The organism is Mucilaginibacter conchicola, from assembly GCF_003432115.1.
GTDB classification, from domain to species: Bacteria; Bacteroidota; Bacteroidia; order Sphingobacteriales; family Sphingobacteriaceae; genus Mucilaginibacter; species Mucilaginibacter conchicola.
This window is the reverse complement of record NZ_QWDC01000001.1, coordinates 725,986-744,626: the sequence shown is the minus strand read 5'-3', so window position 1 is coordinate 744,626 and position 18,641 is coordinate 725,986. Positions and strand designations below refer to the sequence as shown.

The following is an 18,641-nucleotide window of genomic DNA, read 5'->3' as shown; positions in this document are numbered from 1 at the left end:
ACTACATTTGCACCACTATGACCGCTTCTGAAATACGCAAAGCTTTTCTTGATTTTTTTGCCTCAAAAGGGCATTTAATTGTGCCGAGTGCACCTATTGTTGTAAAAAACGACCCTACACTGATGTTCACCAACGCAGGTATGAACCAGTTTAAGGATGTGTTTTTAGGCGAAGCACCGGCCAAAGCCCCTCGCGTGGCAGATACACAACGTTGCCTTCGCGTAAGCGGTAAGCACAACGATCTGGAAGAGGTAGGGGTTGATACCTATCACCACACCATGTTTGAGATGCTGGGCAACTGGAGCTTTGGCGACTATTTTAAAAAGGATGCCATTGCCTGGAGCTGGGAATTACTGACTGAAGTTTATAAGCTTGATAAAAACCGCCTGTACGTAACCTATTTTGAAGGTGACGAAAAGGAAGGCCTTGAAAAAGATACCGAGACCTTCGATCTGTGGAAACAGTTTGTAGATGAAAGCCATATCCTGCCCGGAAATAAGAAAGATAATTTCTGGGAGATGGGCGAGACAGGCCCTTGCGGGCCTTGTTCTGAGATCCACTTTGACAGTCGCCCGGATAACGAGCGTGCTGAGGTAAGCGGTGCCACACTGGTAAACGCGGATCACGACCAGGTGATTGAGATCTGGAACAACGTATTTATGCAGTTTAACCGTGTTAAAGACGGTTCGCTGCACCAGTTGCCAGCCAAACACGTGGATACCGGTATGGGCTTTGAGCGTTTAGTGCGCGTACTGCAAGGCAAAACGTCAAACTATGATAGCGACGTTTTCCAGCCAATGATCTCTTTCATTGCTGAGAAAAGCGGTATAAAATACAATGCTGCCGCCAAACCCGGCGACGAGGATTGGGCAGCAGCAGTGGCCATGCGCGTACTGGCAGACCATATCCGTGCGGTAAGCTTTGCCATTGCCGATGGACAGCTGCCGGCAAGCAACAAGGCTGGTTACGTTATCCGCAGGATACTACGCCGCGCGGTGCGTTACAGCTACCAGACATTGGGCTTTAAGGAGCCTTTCTTTAATCAGTTGGTGCCGTTGTTGGCTGAGCAGTTTAAGGGTGTGTTTGATGAGCTGTATAGTCAGAAAGATTTTGTTCAGAAGGTTGTTTTGGAAGAAGAGACAGCTTTCCTGCGTACCTTGGCAGCTGGTATTAGAAGATTTAATGAGTATGTTTTGCCTATACAGCGTATAGGGGTAATCAATATAGTGGATCCCGAAACGGATATGCGCGAACTTGATGATACAAAAAGAAATAACGCAGAGGATATAGCTAATCATAGACTTTCAGGCAATTTTGCATTTGAGTTATCCGATACCTACGGTTTTCCTATCGACCTTACCGAGCTAATGGCCCGCGAAAAAGGCTGGACAGTTGATATCGAAGGTTATGAAAAAGCTCTTCAGGCCCAAAAACTACGCTCACGCGCAGCTACTGCTGTTGATACTGGTGATTGGGTGGTACTTCGCGGTGGCGATAACACTCACTTTATTGGCTATGATGAAATTTATACCCAAACTGATATCCTGAAATACCGCACGGTTACCGCAAACGGTAAAAAGCAATACCAACTTGTATTGGCCGAAACCCCTTTCTATGCCGAAAGTGGTGGCCAGGTAGGCGATACAGGAGTAATTACAACGGAGTGGTATGACGAAACCAAGGGCAACCTTACCTTTGAAGTTACTGATACTAAAAAAGAAAACGGACTGATCATCCATTACGCTACGTTGCAACCTTATTATACAGAGGACGGCCCGGCAGAGTGGACATTGCCAAACCCGATGCCTACGCGCGTTTACGCAGGTATAAACCAGGGGCACCGCATCATGACCAATGCAAACCACTCGGCTACGCACTTGCTGCATGCTGCCCTTAAAGAATTGCTGGGCGAGCACGTTAACCAAAAAGGCTCACTGGTAAACCCGGATCAGCTGCGTTTCGACTTTTCGCACTTCGCCAAGGTTACCGATGACGAGATCGAATCGCTTGAGCGCATTGTAAACCAAAAGGTACGAGAAGGCATTCCGCTAAAAGAAGAACGCAACGTATGGTACAACGATGCCATAGCAAGTGGTGTTACTGCGTTGTTTGGCGAAAAGTATGGTGACAGAGTGCGTGTGATTACTTTTGATGATAACTACAGCAAAGAACTTTGCGGTGGTACCCACGTAAAAAATACAGCCGAGATAGGTTTCTTTAAGATAACCGGAGAGAGCGCGGTAGCTGCAGGCGTTCGTCGTATAGAAGCCATTACCGGCTATCACTCGCAGGATTTTATTCAGAACCAGGCAAGGCAGATAAAAGGGTTGAAAGAACTGCTTAAAAACCCCGCCGACCTTTCTGCAAGTATCGAGAACCTGATACAGGAAAATCAGCGCCTTAAGAAAGAGCAGGAAAAAGCCGTATTGCTAAAGGCATCAGGCCTAAAAGATGATCTGGCTAAAAAAGCACAGGAAATAAACGGCGTAAACTTTATTGCCGAGCGCGTGGAGTTGCCAAATGCCGATGCCATCAAGAATCTGGCTTATCAGCTTAAGGATATTGTTCCTAACCTTTACCTGGTATTGGCAGCCGAAATAAACGGAAAACCGAACATCACGGTAATGATAGCCGATAACCTGGTTAAGGAAAAAGGCCTGCATGCAGGTAATATCGTAAAAGAACTGGCTAAAGAAGTTAAAGGCGGGGGCGGTGGTCAGCCGTTCTTTGCTACGGCAGGCGGCAGCGATGCCGGCGGCTTAGCAAACGCCTTAGATAAAGCCAAAAGCTTTATATCATAAAACAAAAAAGACCGCTCACAAGGCGGTCTTTTTCGTTTAGTATCATCTCCAAATTAATGGTGACCAATAGCGCGACCATGTCCGCGATTACCTGCAGGACGACCTATAGCACGTTGCCTTACCACAGTAGTTCTGGTACGGCCTATAGGGCGTTGCCTTACTACGGTTCTCTGGCGTACCACGGTACGCGGGCGATTAACAACTCTTGTACGGTTAATTACTCGGGTAGGTCTGTTTACATATCTTGTGCGGTTAACAACACGCGTTGGTCTGTTTACGTAATGCACACGATTTACAACCCTCGTACGCGGGCGGTAATACCTGTCGCGCACAATTACGTTTCTTACACCACGATAGCGTGCATATCTTACACGGTCGTTAGCATAGTAACGATATGGGCGCGGGCGATAAACTGCCACTTTATAGCCGTCGTTAATATTGTAATATCTGTAACGTGGCGGCAAACTGCTTCGCCATACCCAATTGTTGCCACTTAAATAAACATATTGATGAGTAGGTACATAATAATAGCTGTTTACATCGGGCAGGTAATAATAACTGGCGTCGGCATATTCAACCGGCGGGTTCCATAGGCCTACGTTTATGCCTACGCTTACCTGTGCTTTTGTTTGTGTTGCTGATGCGGCGAGGATCATTATCCCGGCAAGCATGCCTAAAACTTTGTTTTTCATAGTATCAGTAGTATCGTCTTAAATTGTTGTGCTATAGATTGACAACACATTAAATGAAAGGTTTAATAAATTGTTTGCTTTGCATCGTCATCATTACAAAAAAAGCAGGCGAAAAATATAAATTAAACTATATTTGGAAGGTTTGATCAAGGCTGAGCACAGCAGAAAACAATATATATGACAGTTTCTGACAGCAGCGTGAGCGATAAGTACGAACTGGTAGTAGGCTTAGAGGTACACGCGCAATTATCTACTTTAAGTAAGGCATTTTCTTCAGATTCGGCGGCATTTGGCGCCGAACCTAATCACCATGTAAGTGCCATATCATTAGGGCACCCCGGCACTTTGCCGCGCATCAATAAGCGTATGGTGGAGTATGCCGTAAAAATGGGCCTGGCCTGTAATTGCACCATCAACCTTAATAATACCTTTGCCCGTAAAAACTATTTTTATGCCGATCTGCCAAAAGGTTTCCAAACCACGCAGGATCAGCAACCTATTTGCCTGGGCGGCTATGTACCCGTAAAACTATCAAACGGTACTGCAAAAAATATCGCCATCCATCATGTCCACATGGAAGATGATGCCGGCAAAAGCTCTCATGATCAGCATGATGCCTATTCTCTTATCGACCTAAACAGGGCAGGAGTACCGTTGTTAGAGATCGTATCACAGCCCGATTTGCGAAGTGCCGAAGAAGCCGGTCAGTTTTTGACGGAGATCCGCCGTTTACTGCGTTTCCTGGAGATCTGTGATGGTAACATGGAAGAAGGCAGTATGCGCTGCGATGCAAATATCTCTGTACGCTTAAGGGGGGCTACTGAATATGGTAACCGCTGCGAGGTGAAAAACCTCAACTCTATCCGTAACGTACAGCGCGCTATCGAACATGAATTTGCCCGACAGGTAGAAGTGATTGAGGCAGGCGGTCATATCGACCAAAATACCTTAAACTTTGATGCCAACACCGGCGAAACATCAGTATTACGCTCAAAAGAGATGGCTAACGATTACCGCTATTTCCCCGAGCCGGATCTATTGCCTATACAGATAAACCAACAACAATTGGATAACATACAAGCGGCTATGCCTGCTTTGCCAAACCAGTTGTTTGACAAATATACTCAAGAGCTCAATCTATCAGACTACGACGCAGGCGTTATTACTGCCGAAAAGGAGTTTGCAGATTATTTTGAATCGCTGATAAAACACACTACTAACTACAAATCGGCAGTTAACTGGATGATGGGTGCGGTGCGTTCATATTTGAATGATAATAACCTGAATGCAAGTCAGCTGGAATTAAAGCCTGCAGCACTTGCAGGATTAATTGCTTTGGTTGATGATGGCAAGGTAAATAACACCACAGCGTCACAAAAAGTATTTCCCGAGCTGCTCAAAGGCGGCAATAAAACTGCAGAGCAGATAGCCACAACGCTTAACTTACTCATTAGCAATGATAGTGATGAGGTAGAGGCTTTTATAAAGGCTGCGGTAGCTAAATTTCCTGATAAGGTTAAAGAATACCAAAAAGGTAAGAAAGGCGTTTTAGGCTTGTTTATGGGCGAAATAATGAAAAGCTCGAAAGGTAAAATAGATCCGCAGAAAACCAATCAGTTGTTGATCAAAGAATTAGAATCTAAATAATCGTATGAAAAAAATATTTGCTGCCTGCGCGGCTTCTGCTGTTGTATTGTTAATGGCAGCCTGCAAGGATAATAAATCGTTTAAAATTAGCGGTACGCTGGAGCATGCTGACAAAGCCAAGTTGGTTTACCTGCTTAAAACAGATACCACCGGTATTAGCGTTATCGATTCAACTGCGCTTAGTGGCGGTAAGTTTGAGTTTAAAGGTAACGCACCATACCAAAACCTCTATAAGGTGCGCGTAAACGGAGATATATTTGACCTGGTGCTACAAAACGGGGATGATGTTACGTTAAAAGCCGACCTGGCCGACTCTACCCACAATTATGAAGTAAGTGGTTCTGATGTATCGGCAAAGGTGAAAGATTTTAATAACCTGAGCAATGTTTACGGCGCCAAAAACAGTAAACTGGCTGATGAGTATAGTGCTAAAGCAGCAGCTTTAGGTAAAGAATCTGATTCGCTGATCAATATCTATCGCCCGCAGTTTCAGAAAAACATAGCTGATTACAGCGCTGAGGTGATCAAATTTGTTGATGCTAATAAAGATAATCTTGCTGGTTTCTTTGCCGCAGCATCGCTTGACAGGTATAAGTACGAGCAGCAGATGGTTGCCTACTCAGACGAGATAAAAGATAAATTTAAAGATAACCCATCAGTACAGGCTTTCATCAAACAGATGGAAGATATTAAACCTGTATCAATAGGCCACAAGGCACCAGAATTTACTGTTAAAGGTTTGGATGGTAAAGACATCAAACTGGCCGATTACAAAGGCAAATATGTGATGCTGGATTTTTGGGCGTCATGGTGCCAGCCTTGTCGCCAGGAAAATCCTAACGTGGTTAAGCAATATGCTATTTATCAGCCTAAAGGTTTTAATATACTTGGTATATCATTAGATACGGATAAAGGCCCTTGGGAAAGCGCTATCAAAGCCGATAAACTGACCTGGGCTCATGGTTCTGACCTTCAGCGTTTTGAAGGTCCAACAGAGCGTTTGTACCGTATTGAAGCTATTCCGTCAAACTTTATTATCGATCCTAATGGCGTTATCGTTGCCAAGAACGTAACTGGTGTTGACCTTGAAGATTTTTTAAAGAAAACATTCAAGTAGTCTGAACTTAAGATTAACTAACTGTTGCTATTAACAATTTGTTAACACTCATTTAACTATTATCTTTAATTAAGGTTATACTTTTATAGCAAAAATTAAATATACATGAGCAGTTCAAGCAAACAGAAGATCTTAATTGTTGACGACGAACCGGATATTTTAGAGCTGATAGAATACAACCTAAAAAAAGAAGGTTATCAGGTATATTCTGCCCGTAACGGCCAGGAAGCTGTTGCCGAGGCAAAACGCACCCAACCCGATCTTATCGTATTAGACATAATGATGCCAAAGATGGATGGCATTGAGGCCTGCCGTATTATGCGTACCATGCCCGAGTTTAAGAACACCTTTATGGTTTTCTTAACTGCCCGCAGCGAGGAGTACTCAGAAATTGCCGGCTTTAACGTGGGTGCCGATGATTATATCGCTAAGCCGATAAAGCCACGTGCACTGGTTAGCCGTATCAACGCCATACTGCGCCGTAACGCCCCGCCGGAAGAAGTTACCGACAACAAACTGGAAATAGGCGACCTGGTGATAGACCGCGAAGCTTACCTGGTTTACAAAAAAGGTGAGAAGGTAGTATTAGCCAAAAAAGAATTTGAACTGTTGTACCTGCTGGCATCAAAACCGGGCAAGGTTTACACCCGCGAGGTGATCCTTAAAAACATCTGGGAAGACTCGGTAGTGGTAACCAACCGTACCATTGACGTGCACGTGCGTAAACTGCGCGAGAAACTGGGCGACGATTGCGTATCAACCGTAAAAGGCGTAGGCTACAAATTTGAAGCATAATAAAAAAGCCCCCGATAATTATCGGGGGCTTTTTTATTATTAAGCTTAAGCAGTTTTAGCGGCGCGTTTAACTGCTGTAGTTTTTGCTGCGGCAGTTTTCTTAACCGCGGCAACTTCTTTCTTAGCTTTATCAGTTACTGCCTTAGCTTTGGTAGCAGCTTTGGCTTTTGTTTCGGCAACTTCTTTTTTGGCAGTTGCAGTTACTGTTTTTGCTTTAGTGGCTGCTTTAGCCGCTGTTTCGGCTACGGTTTTTTTAGCTGCTGTTGTAGTCGCTTTTGCTTTAGCTGTTACCTTTTTAGCTGTATCTGCAGCTTTCTCTTTTATTTCGCCAGCCTCTTTTTTGGCTGCTGCGGTTGTAGCTGCGGCTTTTTTAGCAATAGTGGTTTTGGTGGCCGATGCGATGGTTTTAGCCGGATTTGCTTTGCGTGATGTGGTCGATTTTTTAGCGATCACTTTTGCTTTAATGTCGTCGATCTTTTCTTCAGCAGCTTCTTTTACATCCTCTGCTGTGTCTTTGGTGCCTTCCCAAAACTCTTCAATGGTTTCTTTTATTTTTTCAAAGAAGCCTTTTTCTTCGGGTTGTGTTTTTGATGTGCTCATAATGTTTTTTCATTTAGGTGATAGATGCCTGATTAACATCCGCATAAAAAAAATGTTTCAAAACCGGTTAAGCTAAGCGCCGATTTAGGTCTATAGCTGGTTTCCTTAATAAAACGTACCTTTGCGGCAATGAAATTTCCAAAGTTTGCCGACCTGATATTGTTTGAGGATGATGATGTAATAGTGGTAAATAAACCACCCTTTGTTGCATCATTAGATGAGCGCGAGGGCGGCGAGATCAATATGCTGCGCCTGGCTAAACAATATAGCGATGATGCCCAGATATGCCACCGTTTGGATAAGGAAACCTCTGGGGCACTTATCATCGCTAAAAATCCCGAGGCTTACCGTAGCGTATCCATGCAATTTGAGCGCCGTAAGGTGAAGAAAGTTTACCATGCGGTAATAGATGGCACGCACGTATTTGATGACCTGCTGGTTGACCTGCCTATACTTAACGTAGGTAAAAGCAGCGTTACCATTAGCAGGCAGGATGGTAAACGCGCCGAAACCTGGTTTAAATCGTTAAGATATTTTAAACATTATACTTTAGTAGAGTGCCGCCCGGTAACCGGCCGTATGCACCAGATACGTATTCACCTGGCTACGCAACGCGCTTCAATTGCCGGTGATGAAATGTACAAAGGCCAGCCTGTTTTCTTGTCTAAACTTAAGCGCAAATACACGCTTGGCAAAGACCAGGAAGAGCAGCCGATAATGAAACGCTTTGCTTTGCATGCTTACGAAGTAACTTTTAAGCTGCCATCAGGTGAAGAAACCACCATACATGCGCCATATCCTAAGGATTTTGAGACGCTGCTAAAATTGCTGGATAAATTTGATAGCTAAAAAATAAGCCCTGTAGTTTTACAGGGCTTATTTGTGCAAAAGATCTTATCTTCTTGGATCCGGTGGTGATGTATCCTTCTTAGCTGTAGAAGAAGTAGTAAATTTCGGATCTGGTGGAGATGTGTCTTTTTTAATAATTCTTTGTACGTTAAAAGTAGGGTCTGGTGGCGAGGTATCTTTTTTGCCCTTAACGGCGATACCATTGCTAAAACCCTGTTTTGCAGGGGCTGAATTGTCTTTTTGACATGAATAAATGCCAACAACAATAACAGCTAAAACAATGTAAAAAATTTTTTTCATGTGCTATCTTGGTTGTGTTATTAAATGCAAAATTAATTTATTTCTTCGTTTTACGAAAAAATGAATTTTAGAGTTGCCTTTTCAATACTTTATTTGTTTTTACGAAAGGCAAACGTATTTTTATTGAAAATATAGTAGATGCTTAACAGGCTTATTCTTCTTATTGTTTTTTGTGCTTTCCCCTTTTTAATGGCAACCGCAAGCGGGCGGCAAGATATTGCTGTGCCCCAACGCCAACGTGCAATTAATAAGGATACGCTTACCGATATTCTTATCCAGAAAGAGGCTATCCCTCGCCAAAAAAGGCTTATCATTTTTGTTAAAAATAATATCCAGATATCTGAAGATGGCAAGTTAAATGCCGTTCAGGATACATTAAGCCAGTACTTTGACAGGTATAATTTCCCTGATAAAGACATTTTTATGCTTTTTGCAAAAAGTATGTCTTTTAACAAACTGCATGATCTTAAACAGGCAGAGATAGCCATGACCAAGGCCGTACGTGAAGCTGAGCGTAAGAAAGAGGATTACCTGATGTTTCAGTTGCTGAGTCACCTGGGTTTTATTCAAACAGATGAAGGAGATTATATTGGTGCTATTTACAATTATCGTTTGGCCACTATAAGGGTTCGTAAACTAAGAGCCACTTTTAAGGATAATCGCAGAGAAGCATCGCTTGATAACAATATCTCAGACCTTTATTATAAAACGGGTTTGTATGCCGAGTCTTTGAACTATCTGAACAAAGCACGAAAACTGCTTGCTGATGATACAATTGGGCGAAGGATGTTAGCCAGCGTTATATTGTACAACATCTGTGAAAATTATTTCAGGATGGGGAACCTCGACTCGTTGAAGGCTTATCATAAGAAGTTATATGCAGCAGAGAACAGGAACTATAAATTATTTACTTATCAGCAACGTGTTGGCTATTATATATCATTACTGCAGCATAGGTATGATGTAGCCATACAGCAAATAAGAGATTTAAAAGCGCATAAGCAATATGCGGCCAGTGATCTTGAAGACCAGCGCCTGGCTGATGCTTTTTATCAAAGTGGCCAGTTAGATTCGGCGCAAATAATTGTTAACCGTTTACTTAATGCAAATGGCGAAGCAAACCATCCTGAAGTAAAACAGCACTTATACGAACTTTTAGGACAGATAGCAGAGAGAAAAGATGGGATAAGTTTTGCTGCTGCGAATTTTAAGAAAGCACTTGCCGAAGCACGAGAGTATAACACCAAACTTACGCAGGTAGGCAGCATACTATCGCAAATAAAGCTTGATGAAACCGAAAGCTCTTACAACCAACGCACGGCTATTTATGAGCGCGAGCGCCTTTGGTTAATGTTTGTGGTGATAGTAGCTGCGCTTATAATTGTAGCCATTGCGCTTATTTATCGTAACGTAACACAAAAACGCCATTACGAGAAGTTGCTGTTTGCAGCCAAGAAAGAAGAATTGGCGTTTATTAACTCGCACGAGGTGCGTAAGCACCTCACTAACATTCTTGGCATTATTGATATCCTTAAAAACAGTAGCAACAAACCCGAAGATTACGAACAGGTTGAACCATACCTTCAGGAATCAGCCGCTAAGCTGGATGAGGCGATCAAAAATATCTCAGAAAAGCTAAACGATTAATATTACAGTTTTACGATCAGCGAGTTCTCGCGCTCAATAATATCGGCAACACTTGTTTCAGAAAGTATTTTCAGCGTAGCATCTCTTACATCCACAAAAACATCACGTATGCCGCAGGTATGTTCCTGGTGGCACTCATCACATTTATGGTAAAAGTTTAAGCTGGCACAAGGTACCATGGCAATAGGGCCATCGGTAATACGCATTATGCTTACCAGGAATATCTCTTTAGGGTCTTTATTGAGGCTGTAACCGCCACCGGCACCTTTTTTACTGTACAGGTAGCCCGCGTTGCGTAAATCGAGCAGGATCTGCTCCAGAAACTTCTTAGGTATGCGCTCCATCTCGGCGATCTTTGAGATCTGCATAGGTGGTTTGTCAATATTCTTGCCCATTACCACCAGCGCTTTTATGGCGTATTTAGTCTTTTTGGATAGCATTTAATAAATATACAGTACAAATGTAAACAAACAAATTTGTACGACATAATATGCAGACATAGTAATTTACTCCGCCTTCTTATCACTATGGCCAAGTGGTTTCTCAGGAGCAACAACATCTCTCACCAGTTGCTTCAGTTCTTTTATCTCAGGGAAACGGCCTTGTTCTTTACGGTCAAAGATGACTTGCTCATTTACACGGATATTGTATTTGCCCGATGTTTCGCTGGGTTGCAGGGTTATACCGTATACATCGTCGGCAAAGGTGCTTAACAGTTCTTGCGCCATGTAGGCAGCGCGAAGCATCCAGTTACATTTTGGGCAGTATTCTATGGTGACGGTTGGTTTCATAGCGTAAAATGTTTAATTGTGTCACAAAGACATGATGATATTTGATGTGGTATTTATTTTACTTACTTTCAGCATTCAAACAACAACCAATTATAACACAAAACCATGAAAAAATTAGTGTGTTTGCTATTGCTGCAGAGCGCCTGCCTTGGGGCGTTTGCGCAAATGCAGGTTAAAACCGTTAATGGCACGGTAGAGAGCGTAACCGAAAAATCGGGCGTTAATAGTTTCAAGGGTATCCCTTTTGCGCAGCCGCCTATAGGAGAGCTGCGCTGGAAAGAACCGCAACCCGTTAACGACTGGACCGGCGTGCGCAAGTGCGATGCATTTGGATATAATGGTATGCAGAAGAAACCTTTCGGTGATATGGGTTTTCGCTCGCCTGGTATGAGCGAGGATTGCCTGTACCTTAATGTTTGGGTGCCTGCAGGCAAGCCAAAAGCCAAACTACCCGTGCTGGTTTATTTTTACGGTGGTGGTTTTGTTGCCGGCGATGGCTCTGAACCCCGTTACGATGGCGAAAGCATGGCTAAGCGTGGTATCATTGCCTTAACAGTTAATTATCGCCTTGGCGTGTTTGGTTTTTTGGCTCACCCGGAGCTGACTAAAGAATCGAAACATCACTCATCAGGAAACTATGGTTTGTTAGATCAAAATGCTGCCCTGCGTTGGGTACAGCAAAATATTGAAGCTTTTGGTGGCGATCCTAAACGTGTAACCATAGCAGGCGAATCGGCAGGCTCTATATCGGTGTCGGCACAAATGGTATCACCTTTATCGAAAGATATTATTAACGGTGCAATAGGAGAGAGCGGGGCTATGATAGCGCCAACCTTGCCTGCAGTTGATCTGAGCACAGGCGAAGCCAACGGTACTAAATTTATGGAGCAGGCAGGTGCAAAATCACTTGCCGATCTGCGTGCGATACCAGCTGACCAACTGCTTGAAATAGCTTCAAAGCCGGGCACGCCGTCCATGTCAACCGCTACTGTTGATGGCTACTTTTTGACGAAAAAACCGGTTGAAACTTTATTGGCTGGTGAACAAGCTAATGTTCCGCTTTTAGTGGGATGGAACTCTGCCGAGGTGCCTTACCAGGCATTAATGTGGGGCGATGCTCCAACTGTTGAGAATTACACCAAGAAAGTAAAAAGCCTTTACAACGATAAAGCGGATGAAGTATTAAAATTATATCCTGGTAATACACAGGATGAAGTTATCAAGTCTGCTACAGAACTGGCCAGCGATAGGTTTATTGTTTACAGTACCTGGAAATGGGCCGATGCACATGCAGCAACTGCAGGCAAGCCAGTTTATCGTTACCTGTTCTCAAAACCACGCCCGCCAATGACTGCCGCCATGGGCAATGCCAAACAGGGCCTTGCAGGTGGTATTATCAAAGACGATGGCAAGAAAAAGGAAGATCCAAAGCAACCTGCACCTTACAACGGAGCAGCGCATGCATCAGAAATTGAGTTTGCTATGGGTAATCTATCTACCAATACAACCTACGCCTGGACGGCTGACGATTACAAAGTATCTGAAACTATGGAAAGCTATTTTGCCAATTTTATAAAAACAGGCAACCCTAACGGCAAAGGTTTACCTAAATGGGATGCTAACGTTAAAAGCGGCCCGGTATCATATATAGATATCAACGTAACAACTAAACCGGTAAAAGAAAGTGCCCAGGAAAAGGGAAGATATAATTTCCTTGATAAAGAGTATATGAAATAGGTCCTATTATCAAACAAAAAAGCCGCCTTGCAAAACAAGGCGGCTTTTTATATTAAGGAGTATTTTATTACAAGTGGATAACTTCACCGTAAGCATCAGCGGCAGCTTCCATAACAGCTTCGCTCATGGTTGGGTGAGGGTGTACCGATTTGATGATCTCATGACCGGTAGTTTCCAGTTTACGCGCGGTAACTACTTCGGCAATCATCTCGGTTACATTGTAACCTATCATGTGTGCACCAAGGAATTCGCCGTATTTAGCATCAAAAATAACTTTAACAAAGCCATCTTTAGCACCCGCAGCACTTGCTTTACCAGATGCCGAGAATGGGAATTTACCAACTTTGATCTCGTAACCTGCTTCTTTAGCAGCTTTCTCGGTGTAACCAACAGAAGCAACTTCAGGCGAGCAGTAAGTACAACCCGGGATGTTATTGTAATCTAAAGGCTCAGGGTTTTGGCCTGCAATTTTCTCAACGCAGATAATACCCTCGGCAGATGCAACGTGTGCAAGCGCCTGGCCTTTAACAATATCACCAATAGCGTAAACGCCATCAATATTGGTTTTGTAGTAGTCATCAACTAATACTTTGCCTTTGTCGGTTTTAACGCCAACCTGCTCAAGACCTATGCCTTCAATATTAGTAGATATACCAACTGCCGATAATACGATCTCGGCTTCAAGCACTTCGTTGCCATTAGCAGTTTTAACATTTACGCGGCAACCTTCGCCGTTGGTATCAACAGACTCAACGGTAGAACCTGTCATGATGTTAACGCCTTGTTTCTTTAATGAACGTAAAAGTGCTTTTGACACTTCTTCGTCTTCTAAAGGAACAATGTTATCTAAGTACTCCACTACGGTTACTTTAGTACCTATAGAGTTGTAGAAGTAAGCAAACTCGATACCGATAGCACCTGAGCCAACAACCACCATTGATTTTGGTTGTTGCGGAAGTACCATTGCCTGGCGGTAGCCTATAACTTTTTTACCATCCTGTTTAAGGTTTGGCAACTCGCGCGAGCGGCCACCTGTAGCCAAGATGATGTTTTTTGCTTTTATATCTTTAGTAGAACCATCGTTACCTTTTACAGTTACGGTATCTTTAGCTTTAAGTGAACCTGTACCGATAATTACATCGATCTTGTTTTTCTTCATCAAAAACTGAACACCTTTGCTCATGCCATCGGCAACACCGCGGCTGCGTTTTATAACGGCTTCAAAGTCAACCTCGCCACCGTTGGTTTTGATACCATACTCAGAAGCGTGGTTTAAATATTCAAACACCTGGGCGCTTTTTAACAAAGCCTTGGTAGGGATACAACCCCAGTTAAGGCAAATACCTCCAAGTGATTCTTTTTCTACAATGGCGGTTTTTAAACCCAGTTGCGATGCGCGGATAGCAGCAACATAACCACCCGGGCCCGAACCAATAACAATTAAATCGTAATCCATATTAGTATGTATCTTTTATGATTTTGGAATGCCAAAGCTAAGTAAAAAGCTCTGTAAATGAAATATTGCGGAAGATTTAGAACGATGGCCGAAAATATAGTATAATTAGTTATCAGTCACCAACTTTGAGTTAAAAAATGACGTTACGGATGTAATACTTACAGCAAAATTTCATAAAAATTTCATTTTCCTTTAAAATGGCTGTAAACTGTTGAAAAGTATATAATGATTCTTAACACAAAGTTAATATACTGTAGAGCATTCTTGTTTATCTTTGCGCCATTAAATCACTTATTGATTAATTCATTTAACGGTTAAACACAAAAAACAAGTATGAGAAAACATTTACTTCTCGCAATTATGTTCTTGTTTGCTACAGTTGCCACCTTTGCACAGGTAACAACAAGTAGCATGTCAGGAACAATTAAGGACACCAAAGGTGAGACCTTAATTGGTGCTACTATTAAAGCAACACACCAACCGAGTGGTACTAACTATGCCACAACAACTAACGCTGATGGTCGTTTCACCATCCCTAACATGCGTACCGGTGGCCCGTACACAGTTACTGTATCTTACATTGGTTACCAGTCTCAAACTATTGACAATGTAAGCCTTTTATTAGGCCAGCCTTATGTACTTAATTTAACACTTGCAACAAACGGCGCTCTTTTAGCCGAAGTAAAAGTAACCGCTTCAAGAAGCAAATTAAACACTTCTAAAACCGGTGCAAGCACAAACATCAGCACAACTCAAATTGCAACATTGCCTACCATTAGCCGTAGCCTTGGCGATTTAACCCGTACTACACCACAAGCAAGTGGTTTTAGCTTCGGTGGCCGCGATGCACGTGCTAACAACTTGCAGGTTGATGGTGCTAACCTTAACAATAACTTTGGTTTAGATAACAACCCAACTCCTGGTGGTGGTATTTCTCCAATTTCATTAGACGCTATCAGCGAGGTGTCTGTAAACCTTGCACCGTATGACGTAAGACAATCAGGTTTTACAGGTGCAGGTATATTTGCAGTTACTAAAAGCGGTACCAACACTTTCCACGGTTCTGCTTACACTACTTACCAAAACCAAAGCTACTTCGGTACTAATGTAGGTAACACCGATATCTCAAGCCAGATCGTAAATTCAAACAACAAAATTTACGGTATGACTTTGGGTGGCCCTATCATCAAAAACAAATTATTCTTCTTTGTTAACGGTGAGTACGAAAAAGGTGCTAAGCCGGGTATCACTTTCATTCCTAAAGGCGGTTCAGGTGCTGGTCGTGAGACTACTACACCAGTTGCTGATATGAAAACATTTGCAGATAAACTGCAATCATTGGGTTATGATCCGGGTGCATACGATAATTTCCCTAACTTCCCTTCAAAAGATCACAAGATCTTAGCGAAATTAGACTGGAATATTGACGACGTAAACAAATTAACCGCTAAATACAGCGAGTTAAAAGTTGAAGGCGATATCTCTTCTGTAAACGGTTCAAGTATCCCAACTAACCCATCGTTCTCAGTAACAGGCAGGTCAGGTACTATCAGCCGTTTACCATTCAACCGTTTCAGCAACAACTCATCTGCGTTTAACAACTCAAACTACGGTTTTAACCATAGTGTGCGTACTGCCAGCTTAGAGTTAAACTCTAACATCAGCAGTAGAATGTCAAACCAGTTAATTGCTACTGCTACTAAGAACCGCGATACCCGCTTTTCTTTAGGTGGCAAGTTCTTCCCAACCATTGATATTTTTGATGGTGCCGGTAATAACTACATGAGCGCAGGTTCTGATCCGTTCACTATGAACAACGATGTTATTAACAACATCTATAACATTACTGATAACTTTACCTACTACACAGGCAAACACACATTAACTGCAGGTGTAACTTATGAGTATCAAAAACTTCAAAACCAGTTTATGCCGGGTGCAGCAGGTTACTACGCCTACAACAGCCTGAGCGATTTTGTTAATGACAAAGCACCTGCAGCATTTGCATACACTTTCTCATTAATTCCTGGTGATGATAAACCTTATCCAGCTGACCTGCGTATTGGCCAGATTGGTGCTTACATCCAGGATGAGATTAACTTTGATCACTTTAAACTGACTTTAGGTTTAAGAGCTGATAAAGCTAACTACCTGTTAGATCCAATTGAAAACCCTGCTCAAACTGCATTAACCTTACCTGATGCTAACGGCAACCCTACCAACTACAACACTGGTAAATGGCCAACAGCTCCGATATTGCTTTCTCCACGTGTAGGTTTCAGATGGGATGTGCTTAAAGACAACTCATTGGTTGTACGCGGTGGTACCGGTATCTTCACTGGTAGAATTCCATTCGTATTCTTAACTAACATGCCAGCTGGTAACAACATGACTGTTTACCAAGGTAATATTACCAACCCGGCTCAGTTAGCTAACATCACTTTCAGTGCTGATCCTTCTAAATACCGTAACTTGTTCTCTCCAACTGCTGGTGCTACTACAGGTTCTGGTATTGTTTACATCGATCCTAACTTCAAGTTCCCAAGTGTATTCCGTACCGACCTTGCTATCGATAAAGCATTAGGTAATGGTTTCACTTTCACTGCTGAAGGTATCATCTCTAAAGATATCAATGCTGTAAGAATGCGTAACGCCAACCTTAAAACACCTACAGGTGTATTGGTTGAAGGCGACCAAACCCGTCCTCGTTTCGTAGGTACAGGTACTAACGGTGCTTTATTAGCAACAGACCGTTACATTTACCCTGGTGTTAACACTGCTTTGGTTCTTGAGAACACTAACAGAGGTTACTCAGCTGTATTTACCGGTATGTTAAGCAAAAGCTTCTCTAACGGCTTCTACGGTTCATTAGCTTACACTTACACTGATTCTAAAGACGTAACTGCTAACCCAGGTTCACAGGCAACATCTATATTTAACTCTAACCCGGTTGTTGGTACAGCTAACTCTCAAGAGTTATACTACTCACAATATGCTATTCCTCACCGTGTAGTTGCAAATGCTTCTTACCGTATTGAGTATGCTAAGCACTTTGCTTCAACACTGTCATTGTACTATGAAGGTGCTGCAAGAGGTAACTTTAGCTATGTAGTTAACGGTGACCTTAACGGTGACGGTAACTCAACTACCGACTTGATGTTCATCCCTAAAAAAGCAAGTGATGTAACTTTCAGACCATACAGCGCTACTGTTAATGGTGTAAACTACAACTTTACAGTTCAGCAACAACAGGCAGCGTTTGAGCAGTTCATCCAAAACTCTCCGTACCTGAGCAAACACAGAGGCGAGTATGCTAAACGTAATAGTGCATTTTTACCTTGGTACAACAGGTTAGACGTATCTTTCTTACAAGATTTTTACCTGGATGTTAACAATGGTAACAGCAAAACTACAAGACACACTTTACAGTTCCGTGCTGATGTGTTCAACTTCCCTAACATGTTAAACAAAAACTGGGGTACAGTTAAACAAACTACTACAACCAACCCACTTAGCTACCAATCAGTTGATGCTAACGGTGTACCAACTTACCAATGGCAAAACATCAACGGTAACCTGGTTACAAATCCGTTCCAAACTAACATCAGCACAACCAGTACCTGGTACGCTCAACTTGGTTTAAGATATTCATTCTAATAAATACAGATAACGAAAGATGAAAAAGAATTTCATATCATATATCATGATGGCGGTAGTAACCCTATTTAGCTTCTCATGTAAAAAAGACCTCGATATTGCGGGCTTAGAGAAAAACCTGCCTGCTATTAGTGTGAGCAACCTTGGTTTAGCTCAGTCTGGTCCGTTCAATGCAACAGATGTTGTTAACATCAGCTTTGGCGCAACAACTACAAATACAAAACCGGGTAAATTTAAAGTTGAGGTATTAAGGTCAGGTTCACCGGCAACACTTGTTGGTACCGTTAACTTTGATAACTGGAACGGTAAAGATGCTACTAATACACATAGCATTACGTTTAATACAGTTCCTACAACTTACCCTAATACAACTGTGTATAATGGTACGCTATCTTTAAAATTGTCGGCTGTAGGTGTAACCGCAGCTTCAATTTACAATATTAAAGTAACTGCCTACACTACTGATGATAATGTATCATCAGCACTTACACAATCAAGTTTAATAGTAACCAAATAAGGTTAACTATTTACCAATACAAAAGCCCCCGAATT

The 18,641-nt window shown here is 42.5% G+C and carries 15 protein-coding genes; 9 read left to right on the top strand and 6 right to left on the bottom strand.

The annotated features are described in order from the left end of the window. Positions 1 to 17: 17 nt before the first annotated feature. Positions 18 to 2,801: an alanine--tRNA ligase gene (gene alaS, locus D0C36_RS03180; protein WP_117390125.1), complete on the top strand. Its 2,784-nt coding sequence runs from the start codon at positions 18 to 20 to the stop codon at positions 2,799 to 2,801. A gap of 53 nt (positions 2,802 to 2,854) precedes the next feature. Here alaS and D0C36_RS03175 read toward each other — a convergent pair whose 3' ends face one another. After that, the gene (locus tag D0C36_RS03175) at positions 2,855 to 3,493 is read right to left on the bottom strand and encodes a hypothetical protein (protein ID WP_117390124.1); all 639 of its coding nucleotides are present in this window, start codon (positions 3,491 to 3,493) and stop codon (positions 2,855 to 2,857) included. Positions 3,494 to 3,670: 177 nt separating this feature from the next. Here D0C36_RS03175 and gatB point away from each other — a divergent pair, with 177 nt between their 5' ends. The 3 genes from gatB to D0C36_RS03160 all read left to right on the top strand — a co-directional run bounded on the left by gatB (position 3,671) and on the right by D0C36_RS03160 (position 7,052). Beyond that, positions 3,671 to 5,140 carry an Asp-tRNA(Asn)/Glu-tRNA(Gln) amidotransferase subunit GatB gene (gatB, locus tag D0C36_RS03170; protein WP_117390123.1) on the top strand — a complete coding sequence of 490 codons (1,470 nt, stop codon included), beginning with the start codon at positions 3,671 to 3,673 and terminating at the stop codon, positions 5,138 to 5,140. 4 nt (positions 5,141 to 5,144) lie between these two features. Next, positions 5,145 to 6,257: a TlpA disulfide reductase family protein gene (locus tag D0C36_RS03165; protein ID WP_117390122.1), complete on the top strand. Its 1,113-nt coding sequence runs from the start codon at positions 5,145 to 5,147 to the stop codon at positions 6,255 to 6,257. A 105-nt stretch (positions 6,258 to 6,362) separates the two neighbouring features. Beyond that, positions 6,363 to 7,052 (top strand): response regulator transcription factor, encoded by a 690-nt coding sequence (locus D0C36_RS03160; RefSeq protein ID WP_095704744.1) that lies wholly within the window; start codon positions 6,363 to 6,365, stop codon positions 7,050 to 7,052. 45 nt (positions 7,053 to 7,097) lie between these two features. Here the strand turns inward: D0C36_RS03160 and D0C36_RS03155 are convergent, their stop codons facing one another. Continuing rightward, on the bottom strand, positions 7,098 to 7,652 hold the full coding sequence (locus tag D0C36_RS03155; protein ID WP_117390121.1) for a hypothetical protein: 555 nt from the start codon (positions 7,650 to 7,652) through the stop codon (positions 7,098 to 7,100). A 129-nt stretch (positions 7,653 to 7,781) separates the two neighbouring features. Between D0C36_RS03155 and D0C36_RS03150 the strand changes: the two genes are divergently transcribed. Beyond that, a complete protein-coding gene (locus D0C36_RS03150) occupies positions 7,782 to 8,501 on the top strand; it encodes an RluA family pseudouridine synthase (RefSeq protein ID WP_117390120.1) in 720 nt (239 codons plus the stop codon). Positions 8,502 to 8,546: 45 nt separating this feature from the next. On the opposite strand, the gene D0C36_RS03145 is transcribed toward D0C36_RS03150, so the two are convergent. After that, positions 8,547 to 8,801, bottom strand: a complete 255-nt coding sequence (locus D0C36_RS03145) for a hypothetical protein (protein WP_117390119.1) — start codon at positions 8,799 to 8,801, stop codon at positions 8,547 to 8,549. 189 nt (positions 8,802 to 8,990) lie between these two features. Here D0C36_RS03145 and D0C36_RS03140 point away from each other — a divergent pair, with 189 nt between their 5' ends. Next, a complete protein-coding gene (locus D0C36_RS03140) occupies positions 8,991 to 10,448 on the top strand; it encodes a hypothetical protein (RefSeq protein ID WP_117390118.1) in 1,458 nt (485 codons plus the stop codon). Between the two features lie 2 nt (positions 10,449 to 10,450). Here the strand turns inward: D0C36_RS03140 and D0C36_RS03135 are convergent, their stop codons facing one another. Together D0C36_RS03135 and D0C36_RS03130 are read right to left on the bottom strand one after the other, a co-directional pair. Further along, positions 10,451 to 10,888 carry an RrF2 family transcriptional regulator gene (locus tag D0C36_RS03135; protein WP_117390117.1) on the bottom strand — a complete coding sequence of 146 codons (438 nt, stop codon included), beginning with the start codon at positions 10,886 to 10,888 and terminating at the stop codon, positions 10,451 to 10,453. Between the two features lie 66 nt (positions 10,889 to 10,954). Beyond that, the gene (locus tag D0C36_RS03130) at positions 10,955 to 11,239 is read right to left on the bottom strand and encodes a SelT/SelW/SelH family protein (RefSeq protein ID WP_117390116.1); all 285 of its coding nucleotides are present in this window, start codon (positions 11,237 to 11,239) and stop codon (positions 10,955 to 10,957) included. Positions 11,240 to 11,344: 105 nt separating this feature from the next. Between D0C36_RS03130 and D0C36_RS03125 the strand changes: the two genes are divergently transcribed. Continuing rightward, a complete protein-coding gene (locus D0C36_RS03125; protein ID WP_117390115.1) occupies positions 11,345 to 12,976 on the top strand; it encodes a carboxylesterase/lipase family protein in 1,632 nt (543 codons plus the stop codon). 67 nt (positions 12,977 to 13,043) lie between these two features. Here D0C36_RS03125 and lpdA read toward each other — a convergent pair whose 3' ends face one another. Further along, positions 13,044 to 14,432, bottom strand: coding sequence for a dihydrolipoyl dehydrogenase (gene lpdA, locus D0C36_RS03120; RefSeq protein ID WP_117390114.1), 1,389 nt, complete (start codon positions 14,430 to 14,432; stop codon positions 13,044 to 13,046). A gap of 411 nt (positions 14,433 to 14,843) precedes the next feature. On the opposite strand from lpdA, the gene D0C36_RS03115 reads away from it, so the two are divergent. Beyond that, complete coding sequence (locus tag D0C36_RS03115; RefSeq protein WP_158557066.1) at positions 14,844 to 18,089, top strand: TonB-dependent receptor; 3,246 nt, start codon at positions 14,844 to 14,846, stop codon at positions 18,087 to 18,089. A 19-nt stretch (positions 18,090 to 18,108) separates the two neighbouring features. Beyond that, positions 18,109 to 18,606, top strand: a complete 498-nt coding sequence (locus tag D0C36_RS03110; protein ID WP_117390112.1) for a hypothetical protein — start codon at positions 18,109 to 18,111, stop codon at positions 18,604 to 18,606. Positions 18,607 to 18,641: the final 35 nt, after the last annotated feature.